17 protein-coding genes, 1 tRNA gene and 2 pseudogenes are annotated in these 20,227 nt (G+C 70.4%); 8 read left to right on the top strand and 12 right to left on the bottom strand.

The annotated features are described in order from the left end of the window. Window positions 1–163: 163 nt before the first annotated feature. From QIS99_RS10155 to QIS99_RS10140, 4 genes are all read right to left on the bottom strand, one after another. On the bottom strand, window positions 164–2,290 hold the full coding sequence (locus QIS99_RS10155) for a PTS fructose transporter subunit IIABC (protein ID WP_282512578.1): 2,127 nt from the start codon (window positions 2,288–2,290) through the stop codon (window positions 164–166). 184 nt (window positions 2,291–2,474) lie between these two features. Continuing rightward, window positions 2,475–3,422 (bottom strand): 1-phosphofructokinase, encoded by a 948-nt coding sequence (pfkB, locus tag QIS99_RS10150; RefSeq protein WP_282512577.1) that lies wholly within the window; start codon window positions 3,420–3,422, stop codon window positions 2,475–2,477. A gap of 170 nt (window positions 3,423–3,592) precedes the next feature. Next, window positions 3,593–4,354: a DeoR/GlpR family DNA-binding transcription regulator gene (locus QIS99_RS10145; protein WP_282512576.1), complete on the bottom strand. Its 762-nt coding sequence runs from the start codon at window positions 4,352–4,354 to the stop codon at window positions 3,593–3,595. 135 nt (window positions 4,355–4,489) lie between these two features. After that, window positions 4,490–6,010, bottom strand: coding sequence for an MFS transporter (locus QIS99_RS10140; protein ID WP_282512774.1), 1,521 nt, complete (start codon window positions 6,008–6,010; stop codon window positions 4,490–4,492). Window positions 6,011–6,234: 224 nt separating this feature from the next. On the opposite strand from QIS99_RS10140, the gene QIS99_RS10135 reads away from it, so the two are divergent. Next, window positions 6,235–7,224: a helix-turn-helix transcriptional regulator gene (locus tag QIS99_RS10135; RefSeq protein ID WP_282512574.1), complete on the top strand. Its 990-nt coding sequence runs from the start codon at window positions 6,235–6,237 to the stop codon at window positions 7,222–7,224. Between the two features lie 164 nt (window positions 7,225–7,388). Here the strand turns inward: QIS99_RS10135 and QIS99_RS10130 are convergent, their stop codons facing one another. Then, the gene (locus tag QIS99_RS10130) at window positions 7,389–8,405 is read right to left on the bottom strand and encodes a sigma-70 family RNA polymerase sigma factor (protein WP_282512572.1); all 1,017 of its coding nucleotides are present in this window, start codon (window positions 8,403–8,405) and stop codon (window positions 7,389–7,391) included. A 199-nt stretch (window positions 8,406–8,604) separates the two neighbouring features. Between QIS99_RS10130 and QIS99_RS10125 the strand changes: the two genes are divergently transcribed. Next, window positions 8,605–9,135, top strand: coding sequence for a GNAT family N-acetyltransferase (locus tag QIS99_RS10125; RefSeq protein ID WP_282512570.1), 531 nt, complete (start codon window positions 8,605–8,607; stop codon window positions 9,133–9,135). 243 nt (window positions 9,136–9,378) lie between these two features. On the opposite strand, the gene QIS99_RS10120 is transcribed toward QIS99_RS10125, so the two are convergent. Beyond that, window positions 9,379–10,164, bottom strand: a complete 786-nt coding sequence (locus QIS99_RS10120; protein WP_282512568.1) for a dioxygenase family protein — start codon at window positions 10,162–10,164, stop codon at window positions 9,379–9,381. Between the two features lie 118 nt (window positions 10,165–10,282). On the opposite strand from QIS99_RS10120, the gene QIS99_RS10115 reads away from it, so the two are divergent. Beyond that, window positions 10,283–10,783 carry a MarR family winged helix-turn-helix transcriptional regulator gene (locus QIS99_RS10115; protein ID WP_282512566.1) on the top strand — a complete coding sequence of 167 codons (501 nt, stop codon included), beginning with the start codon at window positions 10,283–10,285 and terminating at the stop codon, window positions 10,781–10,783. Window positions 10,784–10,813: 30 nt separating this feature from the next. On the opposite strand, the gene QIS99_RS10110 is transcribed toward QIS99_RS10115, so the two are convergent. Further along, on the bottom strand, window positions 10,814–12,403 hold the full coding sequence (locus QIS99_RS10110; RefSeq protein ID WP_282512564.1) for an MFS transporter: 1,590 nt from the start codon (window positions 12,401–12,403) through the stop codon (window positions 10,814–10,816). Window positions 12,404–12,545: 142 nt separating this feature from the next. Then, entirely contained in the window at window positions 12,546–13,163 is a 618-nt protein-coding gene (locus QIS99_RS10105) for a TetR/AcrR family transcriptional regulator (RefSeq protein ID WP_282512772.1), read from the bottom strand. Window positions 13,164–13,670: 507 nt separating this feature from the next. Between QIS99_RS10105 and QIS99_RS10100 the strand changes: the two genes are divergently transcribed. From QIS99_RS10100 to QIS99_RS10085, 4 genes are all read left to right on the top strand, one after another. Beyond that, a complete protein-coding gene (locus QIS99_RS10100) occupies window positions 13,671–14,960 on the top strand; it encodes a M6 family metalloprotease domain-containing protein (protein WP_408909519.1) in 1,290 nt (429 codons plus the stop codon). 72 nt (window positions 14,961–15,032) lie between these two features. Then, window positions 15,033–15,641, top strand: a complete 609-nt coding sequence (locus QIS99_RS10095) for a TetR/AcrR family transcriptional regulator (RefSeq protein WP_282512562.1) — start codon at window positions 15,033–15,035, stop codon at window positions 15,639–15,641. A gap of 35 nt (window positions 15,642–15,676) precedes the next feature. Then, a complete protein-coding gene (locus QIS99_RS10090) occupies window positions 15,677–16,630 on the top strand; it encodes a DMT family transporter (RefSeq protein ID WP_282512560.1) in 954 nt (317 codons plus the stop codon). A gap of 265 nt (window positions 16,631–16,895) precedes the next feature. Next, a tRNA-Arg gene (locus QIS99_RS10085) sits at window positions 16,896–16,971 on the top strand. Between the two features lie 269 nt (window positions 16,972–17,240). Here the strand turns inward: QIS99_RS10085 and QIS99_RS10080 are convergent. The 4 genes and pseudogenes from QIS99_RS10080 to QIS99_RS10070 form a co-directional block, all read right to left on the bottom strand. Further along, window positions 17,241–17,399: a hypothetical protein gene (locus QIS99_RS10080; protein ID WP_282512558.1), complete on the bottom strand. Its 159-nt coding sequence runs from the start codon at window positions 17,397–17,399 to the stop codon at window positions 17,241–17,243. 434 nt (window positions 17,400–17,833) lie between these two features. After that, window positions 17,834–17,974 (bottom strand): hypothetical protein, encoded by a 141-nt coding sequence (locus QIS99_RS32320; RefSeq protein WP_408909518.1) that lies wholly within the window; start codon window positions 17,972–17,974, stop codon window positions 17,834–17,836. An 88-nt stretch (window positions 17,975–18,062) separates the two neighbouring features. Next, a pseudogene (locus QIS99_RS32315) lies at window positions 18,063–18,416 on the bottom strand (dihydrofolate reductase family protein); the annotation flags it as partial. 345 nt (window positions 18,417–18,761) lie between these two features. Continuing rightward, entirely contained in the window at window positions 18,762–19,217 is a 456-nt protein-coding gene (locus QIS99_RS10070) for an excalibur calcium-binding protein (protein ID WP_282512554.1), read from the bottom strand. A 108-nt stretch (window positions 19,218–19,325) separates the two neighbouring features. Here QIS99_RS10070 and QIS99_RS10065 point away from each other — a divergent pair. Beyond that, a pseudogene (locus QIS99_RS10065) lies at window positions 19,326–19,667 on the top strand (PadR family transcriptional regulator); the annotation flags it as partial. Between the last annotated feature and the right edge of the window lie 560 nt (window positions 19,668–20,227).

Here is a 20,227-nt window from a genome sequence, read left to right as displayed (position 1 = left end):
CTCAGCCGCGGCGGCCCGTCAGCTGGCGGCCGGGAGTTCCACCGGCTCGGCCGGATGCGCGTGCTGGCGGTGCAGAAGGGGCAGGGAGACGCCGGCGACGTACGGGACCGCGCTCGAAGCGACCTATCTCGCAGATCTGTCGCAGACCTGTCGCACCCCTTGCTCAGGCCGCCGCCACCGGCTCCTTCACCGACTTCTTCACCGGCTCGGCGGCCTTCGCGGACGTCGCCTCGTCCGCCGTGGCCGAAGTCTGCTCGGGGTCGATCCCGCGCATCCCCTTCAGCAGGACGACCAGGCCCGTCGTGACACACGTACCGGCGACGATCGCCACCAGGTACAGCAGCGGCTGGCCGATCAGCGGGACCACGAACATGCCGCCGTGCGGAGCCTGCAGCGTCGCGCCGAAGCCCATCGACAGGGCGCCGGTGACCGCGCCGCCCACCATCGAGGCGGGAATGACACGCAGCGGGTCGGCCGCCGCGAACGGAATGGCGCCCTCCGTGATGAAGGAGGCGCCGAGCACCCAGGCCGCCTTGCCGTTCTCCCGCTCGGCCTTGGTGAACAGCCTGCCGCGCACGGTGGTCGCCAAGGCCATGGCCAGCGGCGGCACCATGCCGGCCGCCATCACTGCCGCCATGACCTTCAGGTTGCCCTCGGTCGCGTTGGCGCCGAGTCCGCCGACGGCGAAGGCGTACGCGACCTTGTTGAGCGGGCCGCCCAGGTCGAAGCACATCATCATGCCGAGGATGACGCCGAGGATGATCGCGTTGGCGCCGGTGAGGGACTCCAGCCAGTTGCTGAGGCCGCCCTGCAGGGAGGCGATCGGCTTGCCGACCACCAGGAACATCAGGAAGCCGACCACCGCCGCGGAGATCAGCGGGATCACCACCACCGGCATGATGCCGCGCAGCACGGCCGGGATCCGCACCTTCTGGATCGCCATGACCGTCGCACCCGCGATGAGACCGGCCGCCAGACCGCCGAGGAATCCGGCCTCGATGTTCACGGCGACCGCACCGCCGACGAAGCCCGGCACCAGACCCGGCCGGTCCGCCATGCCGTACGCGATGTACCCGGCGAGCACCGGCACCAGGAAGGAGAAGGCGAGCCCGCCGACCTGGAACAGCAGCGCGGCCCAGCTCGCGGCCTCGGTCCAGACGAAGTGCTCGGCGACGGACTTGGCCTGGTCGATCTCGTAGCCGCCGATGGCGAAGCCGAGCGCGATGAGGAGGCCGCCGGCGGCGACGAACGGAACCATGTAACTGACGCCGGACATCAGCCACTTGCGCAGCTTGGTGCCGTAGCTGTCGCCCGCGTCTCCGGCTCGCTCCACGGGGGTGTCGGCGGCGGCGCCCGAGGAGACCTCGCCGCGCTCGGCCTTGCCGCGCACCTCGGCGATCAGCTCGGCGGGGCGGTTGACGCCCGCCTTTACGCCCACGTCGACGGTGGGCTTTCCGGCGAACCGCTCCTTGTCCCGTACGGGCACGTCGTGCGCGAAGATCACGCCGTCGGCGGCGGCCACCACCGCCGGGTCGAGCCGGGCGAAGCCGGCCGAGCCCTGCGTCTCCACGACGACCTCGACCCCGGCCTCGCGACCGGCGCTCTCCAGGGACTCGGCGGCCATATACGTGTGGGCGATGCCGGTCGGGCAGGAGGTCACTGCGACGATCTTGAAGGGGGTGTCGCCCGGGGCGGGTTCCGTAGGGGAAACCGAGCTCTCGCCCGTACGGGAAACCGGGCCCTCGTCCGTAGCGGAATGCGAGCTCTCGTCCGTACGGGAATCCGAGCTCTCATTCGTACCGGAATCCACGCCCTCGTCCGTACCGGAGTCCGAAGCCTCCGCCGGTGTCGCATCGCCGCGGATCAGCGCCGCCGCGTGCCCCGCGTCGTCCACCGAGCGCAGGGCGCCGGTGAACTCGGCGTTCATCAGCTGGCGGGCGAGCGACGAAAGGATGGTGAGGTGGTCGCTGTCGGCACCGGCGGGCGCGGCGATGAGGAACACCAGGTCGGCGGGGCCGTCGGCGGCGCCGAAGTCGATGCGCTGGGACGCGCGTCCGAACGCGAGGGTCGGCTCGGTGACATGGGCGCTGCGGCAGTGCGGGATGCCGATGCCGCCGTCGAGACCGGTCGGCATCTGCGCCTCGCGGGCGGCCACATCGGCGAGGAAGCCGTCAAGATCCGCGACCCGGCCCTGAGCGACCATCCGCTCGGCCAGGGCACGGGCGGCCGCTTCCTTGGTGTCGGCGGACAGGTCGAGGTCGACCAGGTCCGCGGTGATCATCTCGCTCATCGCGGGCTCCTTCGCGCGCATATCGCCCGACGGGCGGGGGTGGGGACGAGGGTGGGGACAGAGGTGGGGACAGCGGTGGGGACGGGAACGGGGACGGGAACGGGGACGGGAATGGGGACGGGGTACGGCGAACCGGGGAGCGCGTTCGTACGCATCCGCCGGGAACGGTTCAGGAGTGGGGCGCTCATGACACGGGCTCCGTCAGTACGCGATCCAGCGGTACGTCGGCCGTGACGGTCACGGCGGACGGGTCCAGGTCGGCGGGCGTGGGCATCACGCTGCCGGGCAGCTGCACGGCGGCCGCGCCGTGCGCCACGGCGGAGGCCAGCGCCTCGGGGCCGTCGCCGCCGGCGATGAGGAAGCCGGCGAGCGAGGCGTCACCGGCGCCGACGTTGCTGCGTACGGTCCCGACGCGGGCGCTCGCGAACTGCGCGCCGGAGTCGTCGACGAGCAACTGGCCGTCGGCGCCGAGGCTGGCGAGCACGGCACGGGCGCCGAGCTGCCGCAGTTCCTCGGCGGCCTTGACCGCGTCGCCGACGGTGGCGAGGGGACGCCCGACGGCCTCGGCGAGCTCCTCGGCGTTGGGCTTGACCACATCGGGGCGCTCGCCCAGCGCGGCGAGCAGCGCCGGGCCGGAGGTGTCGAGGGCGATCCGCGCGCCCGCGGCGTGCGCTCGGGCCACCAACTCGGCGTACCAGGAAGGCCGCAGGCCGCGCGGCAGGCTGCCGCAACAGGCGATCCAGGTGGCGCCCGCGGACCGGTCGCGGACCGCGGCGAGCAGCGCCTCGGACTCGTCGGCGGAGAGCGCCGGCCCGGCCGCGTTGATCTTGGTGAGGGTGCCGTCGGGCTCGGCGAGCGAGATGTTGGAGCGGGTCTGGCCCGCGACGGCGACGGGCGCGACCTCGATGCCCTGCTCACCGAGGAGTTCGGCGACGACGTCACCGGGCGCTCCGCCGAGCGGCAGCACCGCGAGGGTGCGCCGCCCGGCCGCGGCGACGGCCCGGGACACGTTGACACCCTTGCCGCCCGGGTCCATGCGGTCGCCGCCGGCCCGGATGACCTCGCCACGGTCGAGCGCCGGCACCTCGTAGGTCCGGTCCAGGGACGGGTTCGGGGTAACGGTGAGGATCATCCCGGCACTTGCTTTCTCGTACGGGCCATGAGGGGTTGCGGTGTTCAGGGGCGCCGCCGAGCTCAGGGGGGTTCCAGCCCTCAGGGGGGTTCCAGCCCTCAGAGGGGCTCCGGCACTCAGGGGGATTGCGGAACTCAGGGGGTTCACGGGGTTCAGGGAGGTTGCGGAGTTCATACACGTACGACCTCCGTACCGCCGCGTTCGATCGCCGCGGTCTCCTCGTCACCGAGACCCTTGTCCGTGATCAGCAGGTCGACGTCGGCGAGGTCGCCGAAGCGGGCGAAGTGCTCCTGCCCGTGCTTGGCCGAGTCGGCGAGCAGGACGACGCGGCGGGCGGAGGCGACAGCGGCACGCTTGACGGCGGCCTCGGCGAGGTCGGGCGTGGTCAGCCCGTGCTCGGGCGAGAAGCCGTTCGCCGCGAGGAAGACGACGTCCGCGCGGATCTCCCCGTACGCCCGCAGCGCCCAGGCGTCGACGGCGGCACGGGTGCGGTGCCGGACGCGGCCGCCGATGAGGTGCAGCTGCACCCCGGGGTGGTCGGCGAGGCGGGCCGCGGTCGGCAGCGAGTGCGTGACGACGGTGAGGCCGGACTCCAGCGGCAGCGCGGCCGCAAGCCGGGCGACCGTCGTACCCGCGTCGAGCACCACGCTGCCGTCGGCCGGCAGCTCGGCGACAGCGGCCTGCGCGATGCGGTCCTTCTCGTCGGCCGCGGTGGACTCGCGCTCGGCGAGGTCGGGCTCGAAGTCGAGCCGCCCGGCCGGTATGGCACCGCCGTGCACCCGTCGTACGAGACCGGCGCGGTCCAGGGCCTTCAGGTCGCGCCGGATGGTCTCGGCGGTGACCTGGAACTCCTCGGCGAGGGACAGCACGTCGACCCGGCCGCTGTCACGTGCGAGGCGGAGGATCTCCTGCTGCCGCTCCGGTGCGTACATGTGGGTTCAGCTCCGATTCATGCCCGAGCGTGTTGTTTCACCACCACGGTACGACCGGGTGGCCGCGAAGTAAACACATTCGGGCATGGCTCGGACAGAAACAGACTCTCGGGCAGGAACAGACTTTCGCGCCGCTCAGTGCACCAGCTCAGGCTCAGGTATGCCCCCGGTCGACGGTGTGCCGTCGACCGACGCACCGCCCACCGAAGCCGCCTCCGCCCCCTCCACATGCTGCGCAGGCCGCGCCGGCAGCGCGAACATCAGCAGGAAGATCGCACCGAGCACCCCCGCGACCCACCACAGCGCGTGCTGGAACGCGTCCGCATACGCCGCACCCATGGCGGCCCCGGCCAACGGCTCGTCGATGACGCCGAAGAACACCACCGACACCAGGCCGAGCCCGAGCGCGTTGCCCATCTGCATCACGGTGTTGACCAGGCCGGACGCCGAACCGGAGTGCTCGCGCGGCACCTCGGAGAGGACCGCGTCGGTCAGCGGCGCCACGATCAGGCCCATGCCGACGCCCATCACCACCAGCGGCAGCGCCATCTGCCAGGACGTGATGCCCTGCCCGTACCGCTCGGCCTCCCAGATGTAGAGCACCACCCCCGTCGCCATCAGCAGCGCGCCCGCCTGCAGCACCTTGCGGCCGAAGCGCGGCACAAGACGCTGCACCGATATCCCGGCGGCCACGGACACCGCGAGCGAGAACGGTATGCCCGTCGCCCCCGCGCGCAGCGGGCTCCAGCCGAGACCGACCTGCATATACAGCGTCCAGACCAGGAAGAACACCCCGCTGACCAGCCCGAACGTCAACTGCACGGCAGCGCCCGCAGCGAAGCTCTTCACCTTGAACAGCGACAGCTCGATCAGCGGCGAACCGTCCTTGCGCGCCTTGTGCCGCTCGTACGCCACCAGCGCCGCGCCCACCACGAGCGCGCCGCCCATCAGCACGTACCCCCACAGCGGCCAGCCCAGCTCGCGCCCGCGCGTGAGCGGGTAGAGCAGCATGAGCAGTCCGGCCACGACGAGCACGACGCCGATCGGGTCCAGGCGGAGCGCCTTCGGGGCCTTGGACTCGGTGATGAACGTCCGGCCGAGGAGCAGCCCGGCTATGCCCACCGGCAGGTTGATCAGGAAGATCGGTCGCCATTCGAGTCCGAACAGGTTCCACTCGGTGAGCAGTGCCCCGAGCATCGGGCCGGACACCGCGCCGAGCCCGACGATCGCCCCGAACAGGCCGAAGACCTTGCCGCGTTCGTGCGCGGGGAACGTGGCGTGCACGATCGACAGGACCTGCGGCACCATCAGCGCGGCCGTGGCACCTTGCAGGATGCGTGAGCCGACGAGCATCTCCGGGCTCGCCGCGAACCCGCAGAGCGCGGAGGCGAGCGTGAAACCGCCTATGCCGAGGAGGAAGATCCGCTTCCGCCCGTAGATGTCGCCGAGCCGGCCGCCCGTGATGAGGCCCGCGCCCATCGCCAGCGCGTAACCGGCGGTGATCCACTGGATCTGGCTGAACGTGGCGCCCTCGTCCGCCTGGATGGAGGGCAGCGCGATGTTCACGATCGTCACGTCGACGAGGTCCATGAACGCCGCCGTCATCACGATGGCCAGCGCGAACCAGCGCCGCCGGTCGCCGGGTGCGGCACCCATGCCGGGTGCGGCCCCGGTGCCGGGTGCGGCCCCGGTGCCGGGTGCGGCGGAGGAGGTCGGAGCCGTCGCCACGGAAGGCGTGGTGGATGGGCTGGTCTTCACGCGTGCTCTCACGCGGGCCTTCATGCGGGTCTTCACGTGGGCCTTCATGCGGGTCTTCATGCGGTGAAGCTAGGTCCCATCTAGGTCAGTTCTTGTCCGCATTGGCGCCCATGATGGATGCCATGACGACGGACACTCCGGCACGACTGCTGCAGCTCCTCTCTCTGCTTCAGACCCCTCGCGAGTGGCCCGGCGGCGAGCTCGCGGACCGGCTCGGCGTCTCCCGCCGGACGGTGCGGCGGGACATCGACCGGCTGCGCGAGCTCGGCTATCCGGTCCAGGCCACGCTGGGCGCGGAGGGCGGTTACCGGCTCGCGGCCGGCAAGGCGATGCCTCCTCTCGTCCTCGACGACGAAGAGGCGGTCGCGATCGCCGTCGGCCTGCGGGCGGGGGCGGGCCATGCGGTGGAGGGCGTCGAGGAGGCCTCCGTTCGCGCGCTCGCCAAGCTGGAACAGGTACTTCCGTCCCGCCTCCGCCACCGCGTCACGACGCTCCAATCCGCCACAACTCCCTTGGTCTACGGGGCGGGTGACGGGGCGACGATCCCACCCGAGACGCTCACCGTGATCGCCTCGGCCGCCACCGGAACCGAGAAGCTCCGCTTCCACTACCGCTCCGGCGACGGCACTGAGTCCCGCCGCCAGGTCGAGCCCTACCGCCTGGTCTCGACGGGCCGCCGCTGGTACTTGGTGGCGTACGACCTGGAGCGCGAGGCCTGGCGCACCTTCCGCGTCGACCGCCTCACCGAGCCCTTCGCAACCGGCGCCCGCTTCGCCCCGCGGCCCCTTCCGGAGGGCGACGCGGCGGAGTTCACCCGCCGCGCGATATGGCGCGGCCGGCCGACGCACGAGCTCGACGTGACGTTCGCCGCCCCGGCGGAGTTCGTCGCGTCCCGCATCCCCGCAGCCCTGGGCACGCCGACCCCCGAGGGTCCGGACACCTGTCGGCTGCGCGCCACGGTCTCGGACGCCATCGAGTGGCTGGCGGTCCGCCTGGCCCTGGTGGAGGCGGATTTCACGATCCACGCCCCACTCGAACTGTCCGCGCACCTACGGGAGTTGAGCGCACGACTCGGCAGGGCAGCCGGGGGTGCGGCCGGCCCTTCCGCGTAGGTCCTGCCTGTGTGCGGGCGCACGGCGCGGCGGAAGTGAGCCCCGGCACCGCGGGGGAACGGCGCCGGGGCTCGGCCTTGAGGGGAGCGGGGTGAGAGGGGCGGGAGGGGCGGAAGCCGTTTACCCCAGGGCCCCCGTTTACCCAAGGGCCTGCCCCGCCTGTCTCATGCCGCCGCGTCGAACCCCGTGTCCCTGGCGAGCCGCTTCAGTTCGAGGAGTGCGTGCTTCTCGATCTGGCGGATCCGCTCACGCGTAAGGCCGTGCTCCTTGCCGACCTCGGTGAGGGTCCGCTCCCGGCCGTCGACTATGCCGTACCGCATCTTGATGATGGACGCCGTCCGCTGGTCGAGCCGGCCTATGAGGTCGTCCAGTTCCTCGCTGCGCAGCAGGGTCAGGACGGACTGCTCGGGCGAGACGGCCGAGGTGTCCTCCAGGAGGTCACCGAACTGGGTGTCGCCGTCGTCATCCACCGACATGTTGAGCGAAACCGGGTCACGGGCCCAGTCCAGCACGTCGGAGACCCGCTCCGGCGTGGAGCCCAGTTCGGCGGCGATCTCGGCGTGCTCGGGGTCCCTGCCGTTCTCACGGTTGAACTCGCGCTGCACCCGGCGGATCCGGCCGAGCTCCTCGACCAGGTGGACGGGGAGGCGGATCGTGCGGGACTGGTCGGCTATGGAGCGGGTGATGGCCTGGCGGATCCACCAGGTCGCGTACGTCGAGAACTTGAAGCCCTTGCGGTAGTCGAACTTCTCGACGGCACGGACCAGTCCGGCGTTGCCCTCCTGGATCAGGTCGAGCAGGGGCAGGCCGCTGCGCGGGTAGCGGCGGGCCACCGCGACGACCAGGCGGAGGTTGGAGCGGATGAAGATGTCCTTGGCGCGCTCACTGTCGGCGACGAGCGCTTCGAGCTCTTCGCGGCTGGCGCCGTCAGCGGCCTTGCTCGCCTCCTCGACCTCTCCGTCGAGGATCTTCTGGGCGTAGACCCCTGCCTCGATCACCTGCGACAGCTCGACCTCGCGAGCGGCGTCCAGCAGCGGCGTGCGCGCGATCTCGTCGAGATACATGCCGACCAGGTCGCGGTCGGCGATCTCGCCGCCTACGGCGCGAACACTGCTGGCCGCGTCGGTCTTGCCGGCCGATCCGGCTGCAGACTTACGACGGGCGACGGCACGGGTTGCCATGCGTGCTCCCTTGCGTTGAGTGGGTCGGCAGTTCTGACGGGGCTCCGGGGCGGGGTCCGAGGCGGCCCGTGGCGAAGAGCACACGTTCCAGGTGCCCTGCATCCGATGGAAACAACGACTGGAATCCGGACAGAATTCCCAAGCCGCTCAACAATTTTCCTGATCTTGCAGTATCCTGCGCCGCCACCCAGGAGGCGAGATGCCGAAGGAGTCGACAGAGGTGCAGGTCAGACCAGGTACCGAGGACGACCTCGCGCCCCTCACGGAGATCTACAACCACTACGTCCGTGAGACCGCCGTCACGTTCGACACGACGCCCTTCGCCCCCGAGGGGCGCGTGCCGTGGCTGCGCTCCCACCCTGAAGACGGCCGTCACCGCCTCCTGGTTGCGCAGCGGGCCCCGGGTTCCCCGATTCTGGGGTACGCGACCAGCAGCGCCTTCCGACCGAAGCCGGCGTACGAGACCTCCGTGGAGGTCTCCGCCTACCTCACCCCGGACGCCGCAGGCCGCGGCGTGGGCACTCTCCTCTATACGCATCTCTTCGACGCCCTGTCCACGGAGGACGTCCACCGTGCATACGCGGGCATCGCCCTGCCGAATGCCCCATCGGTCCACCTCCATGAACGCTTCGGCTTCCGGCACGTGGGGACGTACGCGGAAGTGGGCCGGAAGTTCGGCCGGTACTGGGACGTGGCCTGGTACGAGCAGCGGCTCGGCCCCGACTGCTGACGAGCCTGCCACGTCGGACGAGCGTTCGGGGCGCTGAAACGGTTCGCCCTCACTCGAACGCGTGAACCATTTCCGGAAGCCTGTCGTCCGCCGCCGCGAGCTTCCTACTGTGCGAGAGCAGCTTGCTTCCCGGGCAAGCGCACCCGCCCACAGAGCAGGAGGCACCCTCATGTCCGCTCGCGCCACGCACAGCGCCCCGTACGTCCACAGCCGCGAAACCGGCCGTGAACCCGCCGGCCTCGCTCAGCCGAACTGCACCGACCGCTTCGCCAGCCCCATCCAGAAGCCATCGATGACGGAGCGCTGCCGGCCGAGCTCGCCGGTCGCGTCGGCCGCACCCATCGCCACGAAGAGCGGGGCGAAGTGTTCCGTGCGCGGGTGCGCGAGCTGCCCCGCGGGTGACTTGTGCGCGAAGTCGAGAAGAGCGTCCACGTCCTGGGCGTCCAGCGCCTCGCGCCCCCACGCGTCGAACTCCGCCGACCAGGTCGGGACACCCCCCTGCCGGAGCGCGGCCAGATTATGCGTGAAGAATCCGCTGCCGACGATCAGAACGCCCGCGTCACGCAGCGGGGCCAGCCTGCGGCCGATCTCCATCAGACGCTGCGGGTCGAGCGTGGGCAGAGAGATCTGCAGAACGGGGACGTCGGCGTCGGGATACATCTCGACGAGCGGGACGTAGGCGCCATGGTCGAGCCCGCGCTCCTCGATGTCCTGCACGGGCGCGCCGGCGGTGCGCAGCAACTTGCGTACGGCATCGGCCAGTTCGGGCGCCCCGGGCGCGGCGTACCGGACCTGGTAGTAGTGCTCGGGGAAGCCCCAGAAGTCGTAGACGAGGGGCACGGTCTCGGTGGCGGCCAGGGCGAGCGGGGCCTCTTCCCAGTGCGCGGAGACCATCAGTACAGCCTTGGGCCGCGGGAGTTCGGCCGACCAGGCGGCGAGCTGTCCGGGCCACACGGCGTCGTCGGCGAGCGGCGGCGCACCGTGGCTCAGATAGAGGGCGGGCATGCGCTCCGGTGCGACGGCGGTCATGGCGGCTCCTGACGCTCGCAAGCCAAGCAGGCTTCGCAATCTTGAATGCTCAAGCTCTTGATTGGAGAGTACGCAGTGTTTGTTGAAGTTTCAAGAATGGGCTTCGTAGAGTGGATGTATGAAGACCCACGACGAAGACACGCGCTGGCTCAACGACGAAGAACAGCGCACCTGGCGGGCGTACCTGCACGCCACCATGCTCCTTGAGGACCACCTCGACCGACAACTGCAGCGCGACGCCAAGATGCCGCACGTCTACTACGGGCTGCTCGTCCAGCTCTCCCAGGCACCGCGCCGCCGGATGCGCATGACCGAGCTCGCGCGGAACGCGAAGATCACCCGCTCCCGGCTCTCGCACGCCGTGGCCCGACTCGAACAGCACGGCTGGGTGCGCCGCGAGGACTGCCCCTCCGACAAGCGGGGCCAGAACGCGATCCTGACGGACGCCGGATACAAGGTGTTGAAGGAGTCGGCACCCGGGCATGTGGCCGCCGTACGCCAGGCGATCTTCGACCGGCTCAGCACCGAACAGCAGAAATCCCTCGGCGAGATCATGCGGATCATCGCCGAGGGGCTTCAGCCGAACGAGGCGGGTGCCGATCTGCCCTGGCTCAGGTGACCACCTGGGCCGTCGCGCCGACCGGGCCGGTCAGTGAGCGATCACCGGGACTCGCACCTCGGCCTCCCGGTCCGCTCCGGTGGCGTCGCTCTTGGCCACCGGCGTGCCGCCCTGGTGGCCGGTGGTGATGAGGGTCAGGGCGATGCCCGCGGAGATCACGAGGATGCCGACCGCCCACCAGATCGCGCTGGTGTAGCCGTCGACCATGGCCTGCGCCTGCAGCAGCTTCCGCGCGGCCGGAGTGGTGGCATCCGCCGCGTGGGCCGTCAGGTAGGCCGTGGTGGCGGAGGCGGCGATGGTGTTGAGCAGTGCGGTGCCGATCGCGCCGCCCACCTGCTGGGAGGTGTTGACCATGGCGGAGGCGACACCGGCGTCGCGGGCCTCGACCCCGTGCGTGGCCAGGGACATGGCCGGCATGAAGGCCGTGCCCATACCCAGTCCGAGCAGCAGCTGCGCCGGAAGGATCAGGCCCGCGTACGAGGTGCCGATCTCCAGCTGGGTCAGGAGCAGCATGCCGAGCGCGGCGGCAAGGAAGCCGGGGCCCATCAGCAGACGCGGGGGCACGCGGGTCATCAGACGGGCCCCGATCTGCGTGGAGCCCGTGATCATGCCGACGATCATCGGCAGGAAGGCGAAGCCGGTCATCACCGGCGAGTAGCCCTTCACGACCTGCAGGTAGTAGGTGAGGAAGAGGAACAGGCCGAACATCGCGATCACCGCGAGACCCAGCGACAGGTAGACACCGCCACGGTTCCGGTCGGTGAGCACCCGCAGCGGCAGCAGCGGCGCCTTGACCCGGGACTCGACCAGCAGGAAGGAGGCGAGCAGGACGGCCGATGCGACGAACAGTCCGATGGTCGTGGCGTCGGACCAGCCCTCGGACTCGGCGCGGGTGAAGCCGTACACCAGAGCCACCAGGCCGAGCGTCGACAGCACGACGCCCGGGATGTCGAGAGGAGAACGATTGCGGGAACCGGCCGGCTCACGGATCACGAAGTACGCGCCCACGGCGGCGACCACGGCGAACGGGATGTTGACGAAGAACGTCCAGCGCCAGTCCAGGTACTCCGTGAGGAAGCCACCGAGGATGAGACCCACGGCGCCACCACCACCGGCGATCGCGCCGTAGATGCCGAACGCCTTGGCGCGCTCCTTGGCATCGGTGAACATCACCGCGAGCAGCGACAGCGCGGCGGGCGCGAGCAGTGCGCCGAACACGCCCTGCAGGGCACGAGCGCCCAGCATCATCGCCTCACCGGTCGCGGCGCCACCGAGCGCGGACGCCCCGGCGAAGCCGATCAGGCCGGTGATGAAGGTGCGCTTGCGGCCCCACAGGTCGGCCACGCGACCGCCGAACAGCAGCAGGCCGCCGAAGGCGAGGGCGTAGGCCGTGATGACCCACTGCCGGTTGCCGTCGGAGATGCCGAGGTCCTGCTGGGCGGAGGGCAGCGCAATGTTCACGATGGTGGCGTCCAGGACCACCATCAGCTGGGCGAGCGCGATGAAGACGAGGGCCCTCCAACGCCTGGGGTCGGGGCCGGTATCGGGGAGGTGACTATCAGGGAAGCGACTATCAGGAATGCCGCTTTTTGCGGATATCGAAGGTGCTGTTTCAGACATGGGGGTACCCACCTCGGGACTCAAAGGGTTCGGCGCTCGGGACTCAAAGGGTTCGGCGAGCGATAGCCGCACGCGCTCTGCGCGCTTTGCGCGCTCTGGGTCAGCGGTCAGCGGTCAGCGGTCAGCGGTCAGCGGTCAGCGGTCAGGCAGAGCGTCGGAGGTCCTCCAACGTCGCGGCGCTGCCGGGGAGTTCGGAACGGGCCGGGGTCTGCAGTCCGTCGAGGAACAGCTGCAGATGCCGGTGCACGAACTGGTCGAAGTCCGTACAGCCGCTGCCCGGCAGGGGCCTGGTGAGCTGGGAGAGCGCGACGAGCAGATCACCGACGGCGATGTCGGTGCGCAACTGCCCGGCGGCACGCGCCCGCTCCATGACCTCTTCGACCTGCTGCTCCAGGCGACGCCTGGAGCCGTCCAGATCGGAGTGGTCCTTGTCGAACGTGCCGGAGAGCATCGGGCACAGCGCGCCGATGCGCTCGTCCGCCGCGACGTGCACGAAACGGCGCAGCGCCTGGAACGCGTCGGCCTCCTCCGCGAGGGCCTCCTCGGCCCGCTCGGAGGTACGGTCCATCACCGAGCAGACGACCTCGCGGATCAGCACGGAGCGGTCGGCGAAGTGCCGGTAGACCGTGGCATTGCCGACGTGGGCGCGGCGGGCGATCTCGTCGAGCGGCACCTCGGGGCCGAACTCGACGAACATCTCCCGCGCGGCGGCGACGATCCGCTCGCGGTTCCGCAGCGCATCGGCCCGCGGACGCGGCATCCGACGCGACTGCCGCGGTGCAGTGCAGGCTTCGGTGCCGGTGCCGGTGCCGGTGTCGGCTTCGGTGCCGGTGCCTCCGTCGGTGCCGGTGCCTGCGCCTGCGCCTGCGCCTGCGTCGGCTTCGGCTTCGGCTTCGGCTTCGGCTTCGGTACCGACACCGGTATCTGTGTCGACATCCACGGCTGCGCTCCTCACGGTCTTGTCCAGATGTACCGCCGGTGTACCGCCGATGTAGCGCCGATGTAGCGCCGATGTAGCGCCGATTCACCGTCGATGCACCGCCGATACGGGGAAACTCTCCCCGGTTCGCGGAACACCTCTGTAAACGGGGAGAGCATCCCCGGTTATTTCCCGCCCCGCGTGTGACCCACCTCACGCGACGCCACCCGCCCAGGGAAAGCACACGATCGGTCGCCCTCAGCGCGCGCCCGCGCACCCCCCGACACAGGGTGAGCGACAAGGGCGCAGCCAGGACCGGCCGGCTGCCAGGGACCGGAAGGCGGGCGGATGCAGCTGTCCCGACACTCCCGACACTGGATATCCAGGCCGCGGCGCAGGCCCGTACTCGCCGCACTCGCGGCCCTCGTCCTCGCCGTCACCGTGACGGCCAGCACCGGGCGCCTCACCGTGGACCCGCAGGCCGCAGACCCCGGCAGCCCCGGCCGGGCCGGCGCCCTCGCCCCCTGCATGATCAGTGGAACCATGGGCATCCAGATGTCGGAAGGCGTCCCCACGCAGCCGGGCTACGCCCGCTCGACGGGCACCGTCCACGCCCTGAACCTCATGGTCGACTTCTCCGACGCCCGCGGCCAGGGCCGGGCCACCGACCGCCTCGGCGAATTCTTCCCGCAGACCCAGGAATGGTTCCGCACCAGCTCGTACGGCCGCCTCGACTACCGGCCGCACGCCCCGATCAAGGACTGGCTGCGCATGCCGCGCTCGTTCGCCTCGTACGGGATAGAACGCGGCGCCCCCTTCGACCCCGGTTACCGCCAGCTGGTCGAGGACATCGTCGAGACGGCGGACGCGGAGGTGGACTTCCGCGAGTACGACCTGGTCAACGTGTTGATGACACCCAACGCCGGGCCGTCCGCGCTGGACACCGTCCTCTCGGTGACGTTCGCGGGCAACCACGACGCGCCGGTCGCGGACGGCGTGCCGGTCGCCAACGCGTCCTTCATCTACAGCCGCCAGGACGACGGCTCGGGCTCGTACCACGAGACGGGGTATCGCGTACTGCCGCACGAGAACGGGCACGTCTTCGGCCTGCCCGACCTCTACACCTCGGACGGCGGCGGGGCCGTCGGCCACTGGGACATCATGAGCGAGGACTGGGGCGCCAACAACGACCTCCTCGGCTGGCACAAGTGGAAGCTCGGCTGGCTCGACGACGCACAGGTCAGCTGCGCCGCCGCACACGGCCCGACCGAGCTCGCCCTGAAGCCGCTCGCCGCGAAGGGCGGCGGCACGAAGCTCGCCTTCGTCCCCCTCAACGGCCGCACCGGCTATGCCATCGAGGTTCGTACCCGCGGCGGCAACGACGAGGCGGTGTGCAAGCCCGGCGTCCTCATCTACCGCGTCGACGCGGACGTCGACACCGGCCAGGGCCCGATCACGGTCACCGACTCCGCCCGCGACTCCGGCGGCTGCACCCGCCGCCCCAACGTCCACGCGGAACTCTCCGACGCCCCGTTCACCTCCGGCGAGACCTTCACCGACAAGGAGAACGACCTCCGCATCACGGTCGGCCCGGTCGAGAAGGACGGCACGCACCACATCCACATCACCCGCACCTGACCGCCCCGCGCCTGTCGTACTCACTGTGTAGACTGCTCTACCTAAATAGAGAGCCTGAACAGAGGGACCACGATGAGCACGACAGGCGCGGGGGCGGCACAACCCCGCAAGCGGCGGGGAGCCGCTCGGGCGAAGCTCCTGGCTGCCGCGGCTCGGCGCTTCTACGCGGACGGGGTGGCTGCCACAGGCATCGACACCATCACCGCCGAGGCGGGCGTGGCGAAGATGAGCCTGTACAACAACTTCTCCTCGAAGGCCGACCTGGTCAGGGCCTATCTCGACGAGCGGCACGAGGAATGGCTCGGTCTGTACCGACAGCGGCTCGCGGACGCGCAGGATCCGCGCGGTGGCGTGCTGGCGGTCTTCGACGCGTACGCCGACCACGCGGCCATGCCGTACGAGCACGGGTTTCGCGGCTGCGGCCTGCTGAACGCGGCCGCCGAACTGCCTGCTGGGCACGAGGGCCGGGCGGTTGTGCGGCGGCACAAGGAGGAAGTCGAGTCCCTGCTCGCCGGTCACCTGACAGAGCTGATGCCCGACCGGCCCGACGAGGTCCGTGCGGCGGCTGAGCATCTGTCGCTCCTGCTGGAGGGCGGGATGGCGCGAGCCGGACTCGAAGGCAACGGCACACGCCTGGCCAACGCGCGGACCATCGCGGCGCACCTGATGGACCGGCTGTGACGAGGGGCGCAGCGCAGTCGGCCACCGGGGTTCGGATGGGATCTGCCTGCGTGCTGATGGCGTCGGTGCTGTGGGCAACCACAGGGACGGCCGCCACCTTCGCCCCGGACGTGGGGCCGCTCGCCATCGGGGCGGCCGCCATGGGACTGGGCGGTCTGCTCCAGGCCCTGATCGCCGCTCCGCAGATTGCCCGGCACCCATCGGGCCTGCGCGCGCAGCCCCGTGCAGTGCTGCTCGGTGCGCTCGCGGTGGGCGCGTACCCGCTGGCGTTCTACAGTTCCATGCACCTGGCCGGGGTCGCGACCGGAACCGTGGTCTCCATCGGCTCGGCCCCGCTCGCCTCCGCGGTGATCGAGCGCATCGTGGACAAGCGCCGCCTCACCCCCAGGTGGATGACCGGCGCCGCGCTGGGCCTGTCCGGGACGGTGCTGCTCTGCGCCGCCGAAGCAGCGGGCGGGCACGCGGGTCCCGGTGCTCGTTCCGCCGGGGCAACGATGCTCGGTGTGGGTCTCGGGCTCGTCGCGGGTCTTACGTACGCCCTCTACTCCTGGGCCGCCCACCGTCTGATCAGTCGCGGTGTCACCTCCGGGGCCGCCATGGGGACGATCTTCGGCCTGGGTGGCGTGCTGCTGGTTCCGGTCCTGTTGGTCACCGGCGCCCCGCTGCTCGAATCCTGGTCCCATGCGGCCGTGGGCGCGTACATGGCCCTGGTGCCGATGTTCCTGGGTTATGTCCTGTTCGGCTGGGGTCTGGCACGCGTGCCTGCGAGCAGGGCGACCACGCTGTCGCTGCTGGAGCCCGCCGTCGCGGCCGTGCTGGCCGTGCTGGTCGTGGGCGAGCGCCTGCCCGCGCTCGGTTGGACGGGCATCGCCCTGGTCGTCGGCTGCCTCACCGTTCTCACCACACCTGCGCGCAGGCCCGGCGCTCGGACGCGTCAGAAGGGGACTCCAGTCCGGCTGGGTCCGGCGCCCGGTCGAGTTGAGACTTGATCGGAGATGCGCCAGCGACGTTCGTGGTCACCTCTGCCGTAACCCCCGCCCGCGGGAGGGGAATGGACGGACAGCACGGCCCATGACCGCACCGCGCCCCGGCCGGTCCGCATTCCGCTCAGCGAGCGCTCCGCGGCACCTCGGACCGCCCTGGCAACGGCCGCCGCGCCCCTAACCGGCCCGTACCGCCCCCGTCCTCAGCCGCCGGCGGGGCTCACCCGCTACACTGGCGCCGTTGCGCCACCTTCAGTCGGGTGGCGGCCCTGCCTTCGTAGCTCAGGGGATAGAGCACCGCTCTCCTAAAGCGGGTGTCGCAGGTTCGAATCCTGCCGGGGGCACCATGCCTGACCAGGCAAAACAAGGTGAGAAGCCCTCTCGGAGAACACTCCGGGAGGGCTATTTCATGTGCGGGAACAGTGCGGGGACACAACTCTGCGTGACCTGCCTGTCACGGCATCAACTCCCGGGGCGACAGGGCCCTATGCCGCGCCTTCACCAGCAGCCGACTGCTGCCCCTTCCGCGGGACGACCGCGATCGGCGCATCCGCTGCTGAGGCCAAGGAGAAGCGGAAGCGGTACGACCACCCGTACGTCGAATCCGGCCGCGTCTTCACCTGGGGGTCTGCGCCGCCTTCCACTCCTCGTGCCTCTGCTGCCACTCCGCCTTCTTCGCCTTCTCCGCCTTCTCCGCCTTCTCCGCCTTCTCCGCCTTCTCCGCCTTCTCCGCCTTCTCCGCCTTCTCCGCCTGCTGCCTGCGCCGCCAGAACAAGAGGAGTTCCCGGGTCTGTGCATCGAGTAGGAAAGTGCGTGCGCCGCTGTCGCTCTTGGGGTGTCTTCCCACACGTCATACGAGGAGGCGACGAGTTGTTCGCTGATGTGGACGACACCGGTCTGGAGGTCGGTCTCCGCCCAGGGATGGCCTGCTGATTCACCTCGTCCGGGGGCTCGGAAGACGATGAGGTGGAACATCGGGTAGAGGCGGTGGTCCGCGACGCCGTCGAGGAACTCGCCGGTCTGTTCCGGTGTCCGGACCATCACGGGGCCCGGCTTCTCGCCGGTCTCACGCCAGCGGGCCACGCGCTCGTCGGTCCAGACCAGCGGCTTGGGCGGCGTGTACTTGGACAGTACGACGTGCTGCGCCCAGTGCGGAGGGCGGGTGGGAGTGTCCGCGGCAGATGGACCGAGGCCAGGGCCCGATGGATGCTAGGCGCCCCGGGCGGGCTGGTAGGTGAGAAGGGCGAGGCCGTCACCGACAGTCTGGGTGTCGACCAGGCGCATCGGCTTCTTGTCGCTGACCTCGCTGAAGAGGCGCTCGCCTGCCCCGAGCACGCACGGGAAGATCATCAGCCGAAGCTCGTCGACGAGGGAGGTCGTGCTCCAGCAGCGAGTGCACGAGCCGTCCGCTGGCGTAGACGACGATCTCCCCGTTCACCTCTTGCTTCAGCTTCGAGATCTCGTTCACGACGTCGCCCTTCAGGACCGTCGAGTTGTTCCAATCGAGGTCTTCGAGGGTCGAGGACACGACGTACTTCGGCAGGCTGTTCAGCCGGTCCGCCCACTCACCGCTGCGTGATGGCCACCGCGCGGCGAACCACTCGTAGCTCCGTCGCCCCAGCAGCAGGGCTTCGGCGCCAAGCGCCTCGGCGAACTCGACCTGGGCCCACGCTTCGCGGTCCTGGTCCTCAATCTGGCCGAACCAGCCGCCGAGTCTGAAGCCCTCCTCTCCGGTCGGGTCCTGGATAACTCCATCGAGCGAGACGTTCTCGCTGATGACGATCTTTCCCATCTCGGTTCTCCTCAGCCGGGCGGCGTCGGCCTCGGCAAGCTCGTCGACCAGCGCGGAAGTCATGGTGTAGCGCACGCTCTGGTGGAGCTTGCAGGTGAACCCGCCACGTGAGCGCCCCGGGCCCTCACCTCCCGTACCGCCTCCACCATCCGGGCGACCAGGCTCTGCCAGGCGGTCTCGCCCCGATGTTCTGGGATTTCCGCCCTCCTTGAGGTGCGTGCAGGCGGCGGAGCAGTGCGGGCGCCAGCCGCGTGCTGATGCGGGCGGACGGTGGCGAGGGTCCACCGCAATGTCCCAGTCGGTCTCTCCCGCGGCATCAGCCGCAGTCGCTCACCCGCACAAGCCCTAAGCGCGGCGCCGACGCCGCAGGACGGTGTAAACGATGCCGGCGGTCGCGCCGGTCACGAGGAAGATGCCCGCGCCAGTATCGAAATCGCTGGGGCCTGCTGCGCCACCCACTCCGCCCTGGACGCCGCGGGAAGGCATCGCGGTCGGGCTGACAGGCGTGGGGGTGACGGTCGGGCTGACAGGCGTGGGGGTGACGGTCGGGCTGACAGGCGTGGGGGTGACGGCGGTGCTACCTCTTCTGGGCAGCGCCTCGCAGGCGATGCCGTCGTCCGGACCTTGGTCCTCGTCGAGCCGATTCGGGTCACTGAGGTCCGTGTTGAAGTGGGCCTGAGCATCTTCCTGGAACTGAAAGTCACGGCAGTCGAGATCCACTTGAGCGTGCGCCACCTCGGAGAGCGGAGCGATGAAAGCGAAAGCCAGGGCTATGCAAGGCACGGCAGTACGGCGCTTCACTTAGGCCTCCTTACGTTCCCCGAGACCTTCGGTTCGACCTTAGGGGGACTGCCTCTGACAGGCGCCGAAGAGTAGGCCGAACGAGTACGGCACCGTCTGCCCGACGCGCCCCCGAACTCGGCCGCTCAGCGGCACACCCTGAGCCTGACCGACACCGGCCGCTGCGAACTGCTGCGCCGACTGCGGGACGCCAACGGCCTGGACATCACCGACAGCACCCGGTACTTCACGGTCCTGGCCTTCCTCTCCCACCTGCCCGACATCACCGACCAGCACGCAGTACTGCGTCGGTGGCTGGACTTCCTGGAACAGCCCGCGAGCTTCTTCCACGACGGTGACCGCCCACTGGGTGCCGACGACACCGACGACCTCTACCGGCGCGGCATGCTCACTATCGCCCGAGCCACCCGCCGCGCGGAAAGGTCCTGGCTTCGGGAGGTGTTGGCCTGACTCCACACCTGCAGGCACCTCACCCGTTCTGAACCCGGACGTCTCCTCTTCCCGAGAGACTGTGCGGGTGGCAGAGCCAGTACGGCTCCGCGAGATCGACAGCGATCAGGGGCAGCGCCTGCTGCGGGTCATCCGCAGGGGCACCGGTTCCAGCCTGGCCTGTCGGCCGTTCTCCGCTCGCTCGTCGGGGTCTCGAAGGCCGTCTCGATCCTCTTGGGCGCCGTCATCGTCACCGGCGTCGGTCGTCGAGGCCGCCGCCATCGGCACCTTCGCGGTGACGATGGGCCACCGGTCGATCGACGCGGTCAACCGGCTGGCTCACCCGGCTCCGGGCGGCTCCGACTCCGGCTCCGGCTCCGGCGCGGTGGCCGACCGGGGGATCAGCAGTGTCGGCATGTGGCGCGCCGGATCGCGCTCGTCGTCTGGAGTGCCAGGCTCACCGGGCCGCGCGCCACGGCCGAGGCCGAGCCCCCGCCCCCTCTCGTCGCCGGAGCGGGCACGGGCACGGTCACGGGCACGGGCACGGTCACGGGCACGGTCACGGTCACGGGCACGGGCAC

The sequence above is a fragment of the Streptomyces solicavernae genome, assembly GCF_029968095.1.
Classification (GTDB): Bacteria; Actinomycetota; Actinomycetes; order Streptomycetales; family Streptomycetaceae; genus Streptomyces; species Streptomyces solicavernae.
Note: the sequence above shows the minus strand (reverse complement) of the source record. Positions and strands in the feature narration are given on the sequence as shown.

Coding starts and splice junctions, on each gene's coding strand:
- QIS99_RS10155 (WP_282512578.1), bottom strand. CDS start 2,290: ATGAGCGAGATGATCACCGCGGACCTGGTCGACCTCGACCTGTCCGCC.
- pfkB (WP_282512577.1), bottom strand. CDS start 3,422: ATGATCCTCACCGTTACCCCGAACCCGTCCCTGGACCGGACCTACGAG.
- QIS99_RS10145 (WP_282512576.1), bottom strand. CDS start 4,354: ATGTACGCACCGGAGCGGCAGCAGGAGATCCTCCGCCTCGCACGTGAC.
- QIS99_RS10140 (WP_282512774.1), bottom strand. CDS start 6,010: ATGGGTGCCGCACCCGGCGACCGGCGGCGCTGGTTCGCGCTGGCCATC.
- QIS99_RS10135 (WP_282512574.1), top strand. CDS start 6,235: ATGACGACGGACACTCCGGCACGACTGCTGCAGCTCCTCTCTCTGCTT.
- QIS99_RS10130 (WP_282512572.1), bottom strand. CDS start 8,405: ATGGCAACCCGTGCCGTCGCCCGTCGTAAGTCTGCAGCCGGATCGGCC.
- QIS99_RS10125 (WP_282512570.1), top strand. CDS start 8,605: ATGCCGAAGGAGTCGACAGAGGTGCAGGTCAGACCAGGTACCGAGGAC.
- QIS99_RS10120 (WP_282512568.1), bottom strand. CDS start 10,164: ATGACCGCCGTCGCACCGGAGCGCATGCCCGCCCTCTATCTGAGCCAC.
- QIS99_RS10115 (WP_282512566.1), top strand. CDS start 10,283: ATGAAGACCCACGACGAAGACACGCGCTGGCTCAACGACGAAGAACAG.
- QIS99_RS10110 (WP_282512564.1), bottom strand. CDS start 12,403: ATGTCTGAAACAGCACCTTCGATATCCGCAAAAAGCGGCATTCCTGAT.
- QIS99_RS10105 (WP_282512772.1), bottom strand. CDS start 13,163: ATGCCGCGTCCGCGGGCCGATGCGCTGCGGAACCGCGAGCGGATCGTC.
- QIS99_RS10100 (WP_408909519.1), top strand. CDS start 13,671: ATGCAGCTGTCCCGACACTCCCGACACTGGATATCCAGGCCGCGGCGC.
- QIS99_RS10095 (WP_282512562.1), top strand. CDS start 15,033: ATGAGCACGACAGGCGCGGGGGCGGCACAACCCCGCAAGCGGCGGGGA.
- QIS99_RS10090 (WP_282512560.1), top strand. CDS start 15,677: ATGGGATCTGCCTGCGTGCTGATGGCGTCGGTGCTGTGGGCAACCACA.
- QIS99_RS32320 (WP_408909518.1), bottom strand. CDS start 17,974: ATGATCTTCCCGTGCGTGCTCGGGGCAGGCGAGCGCCTCTTCAGCGAG.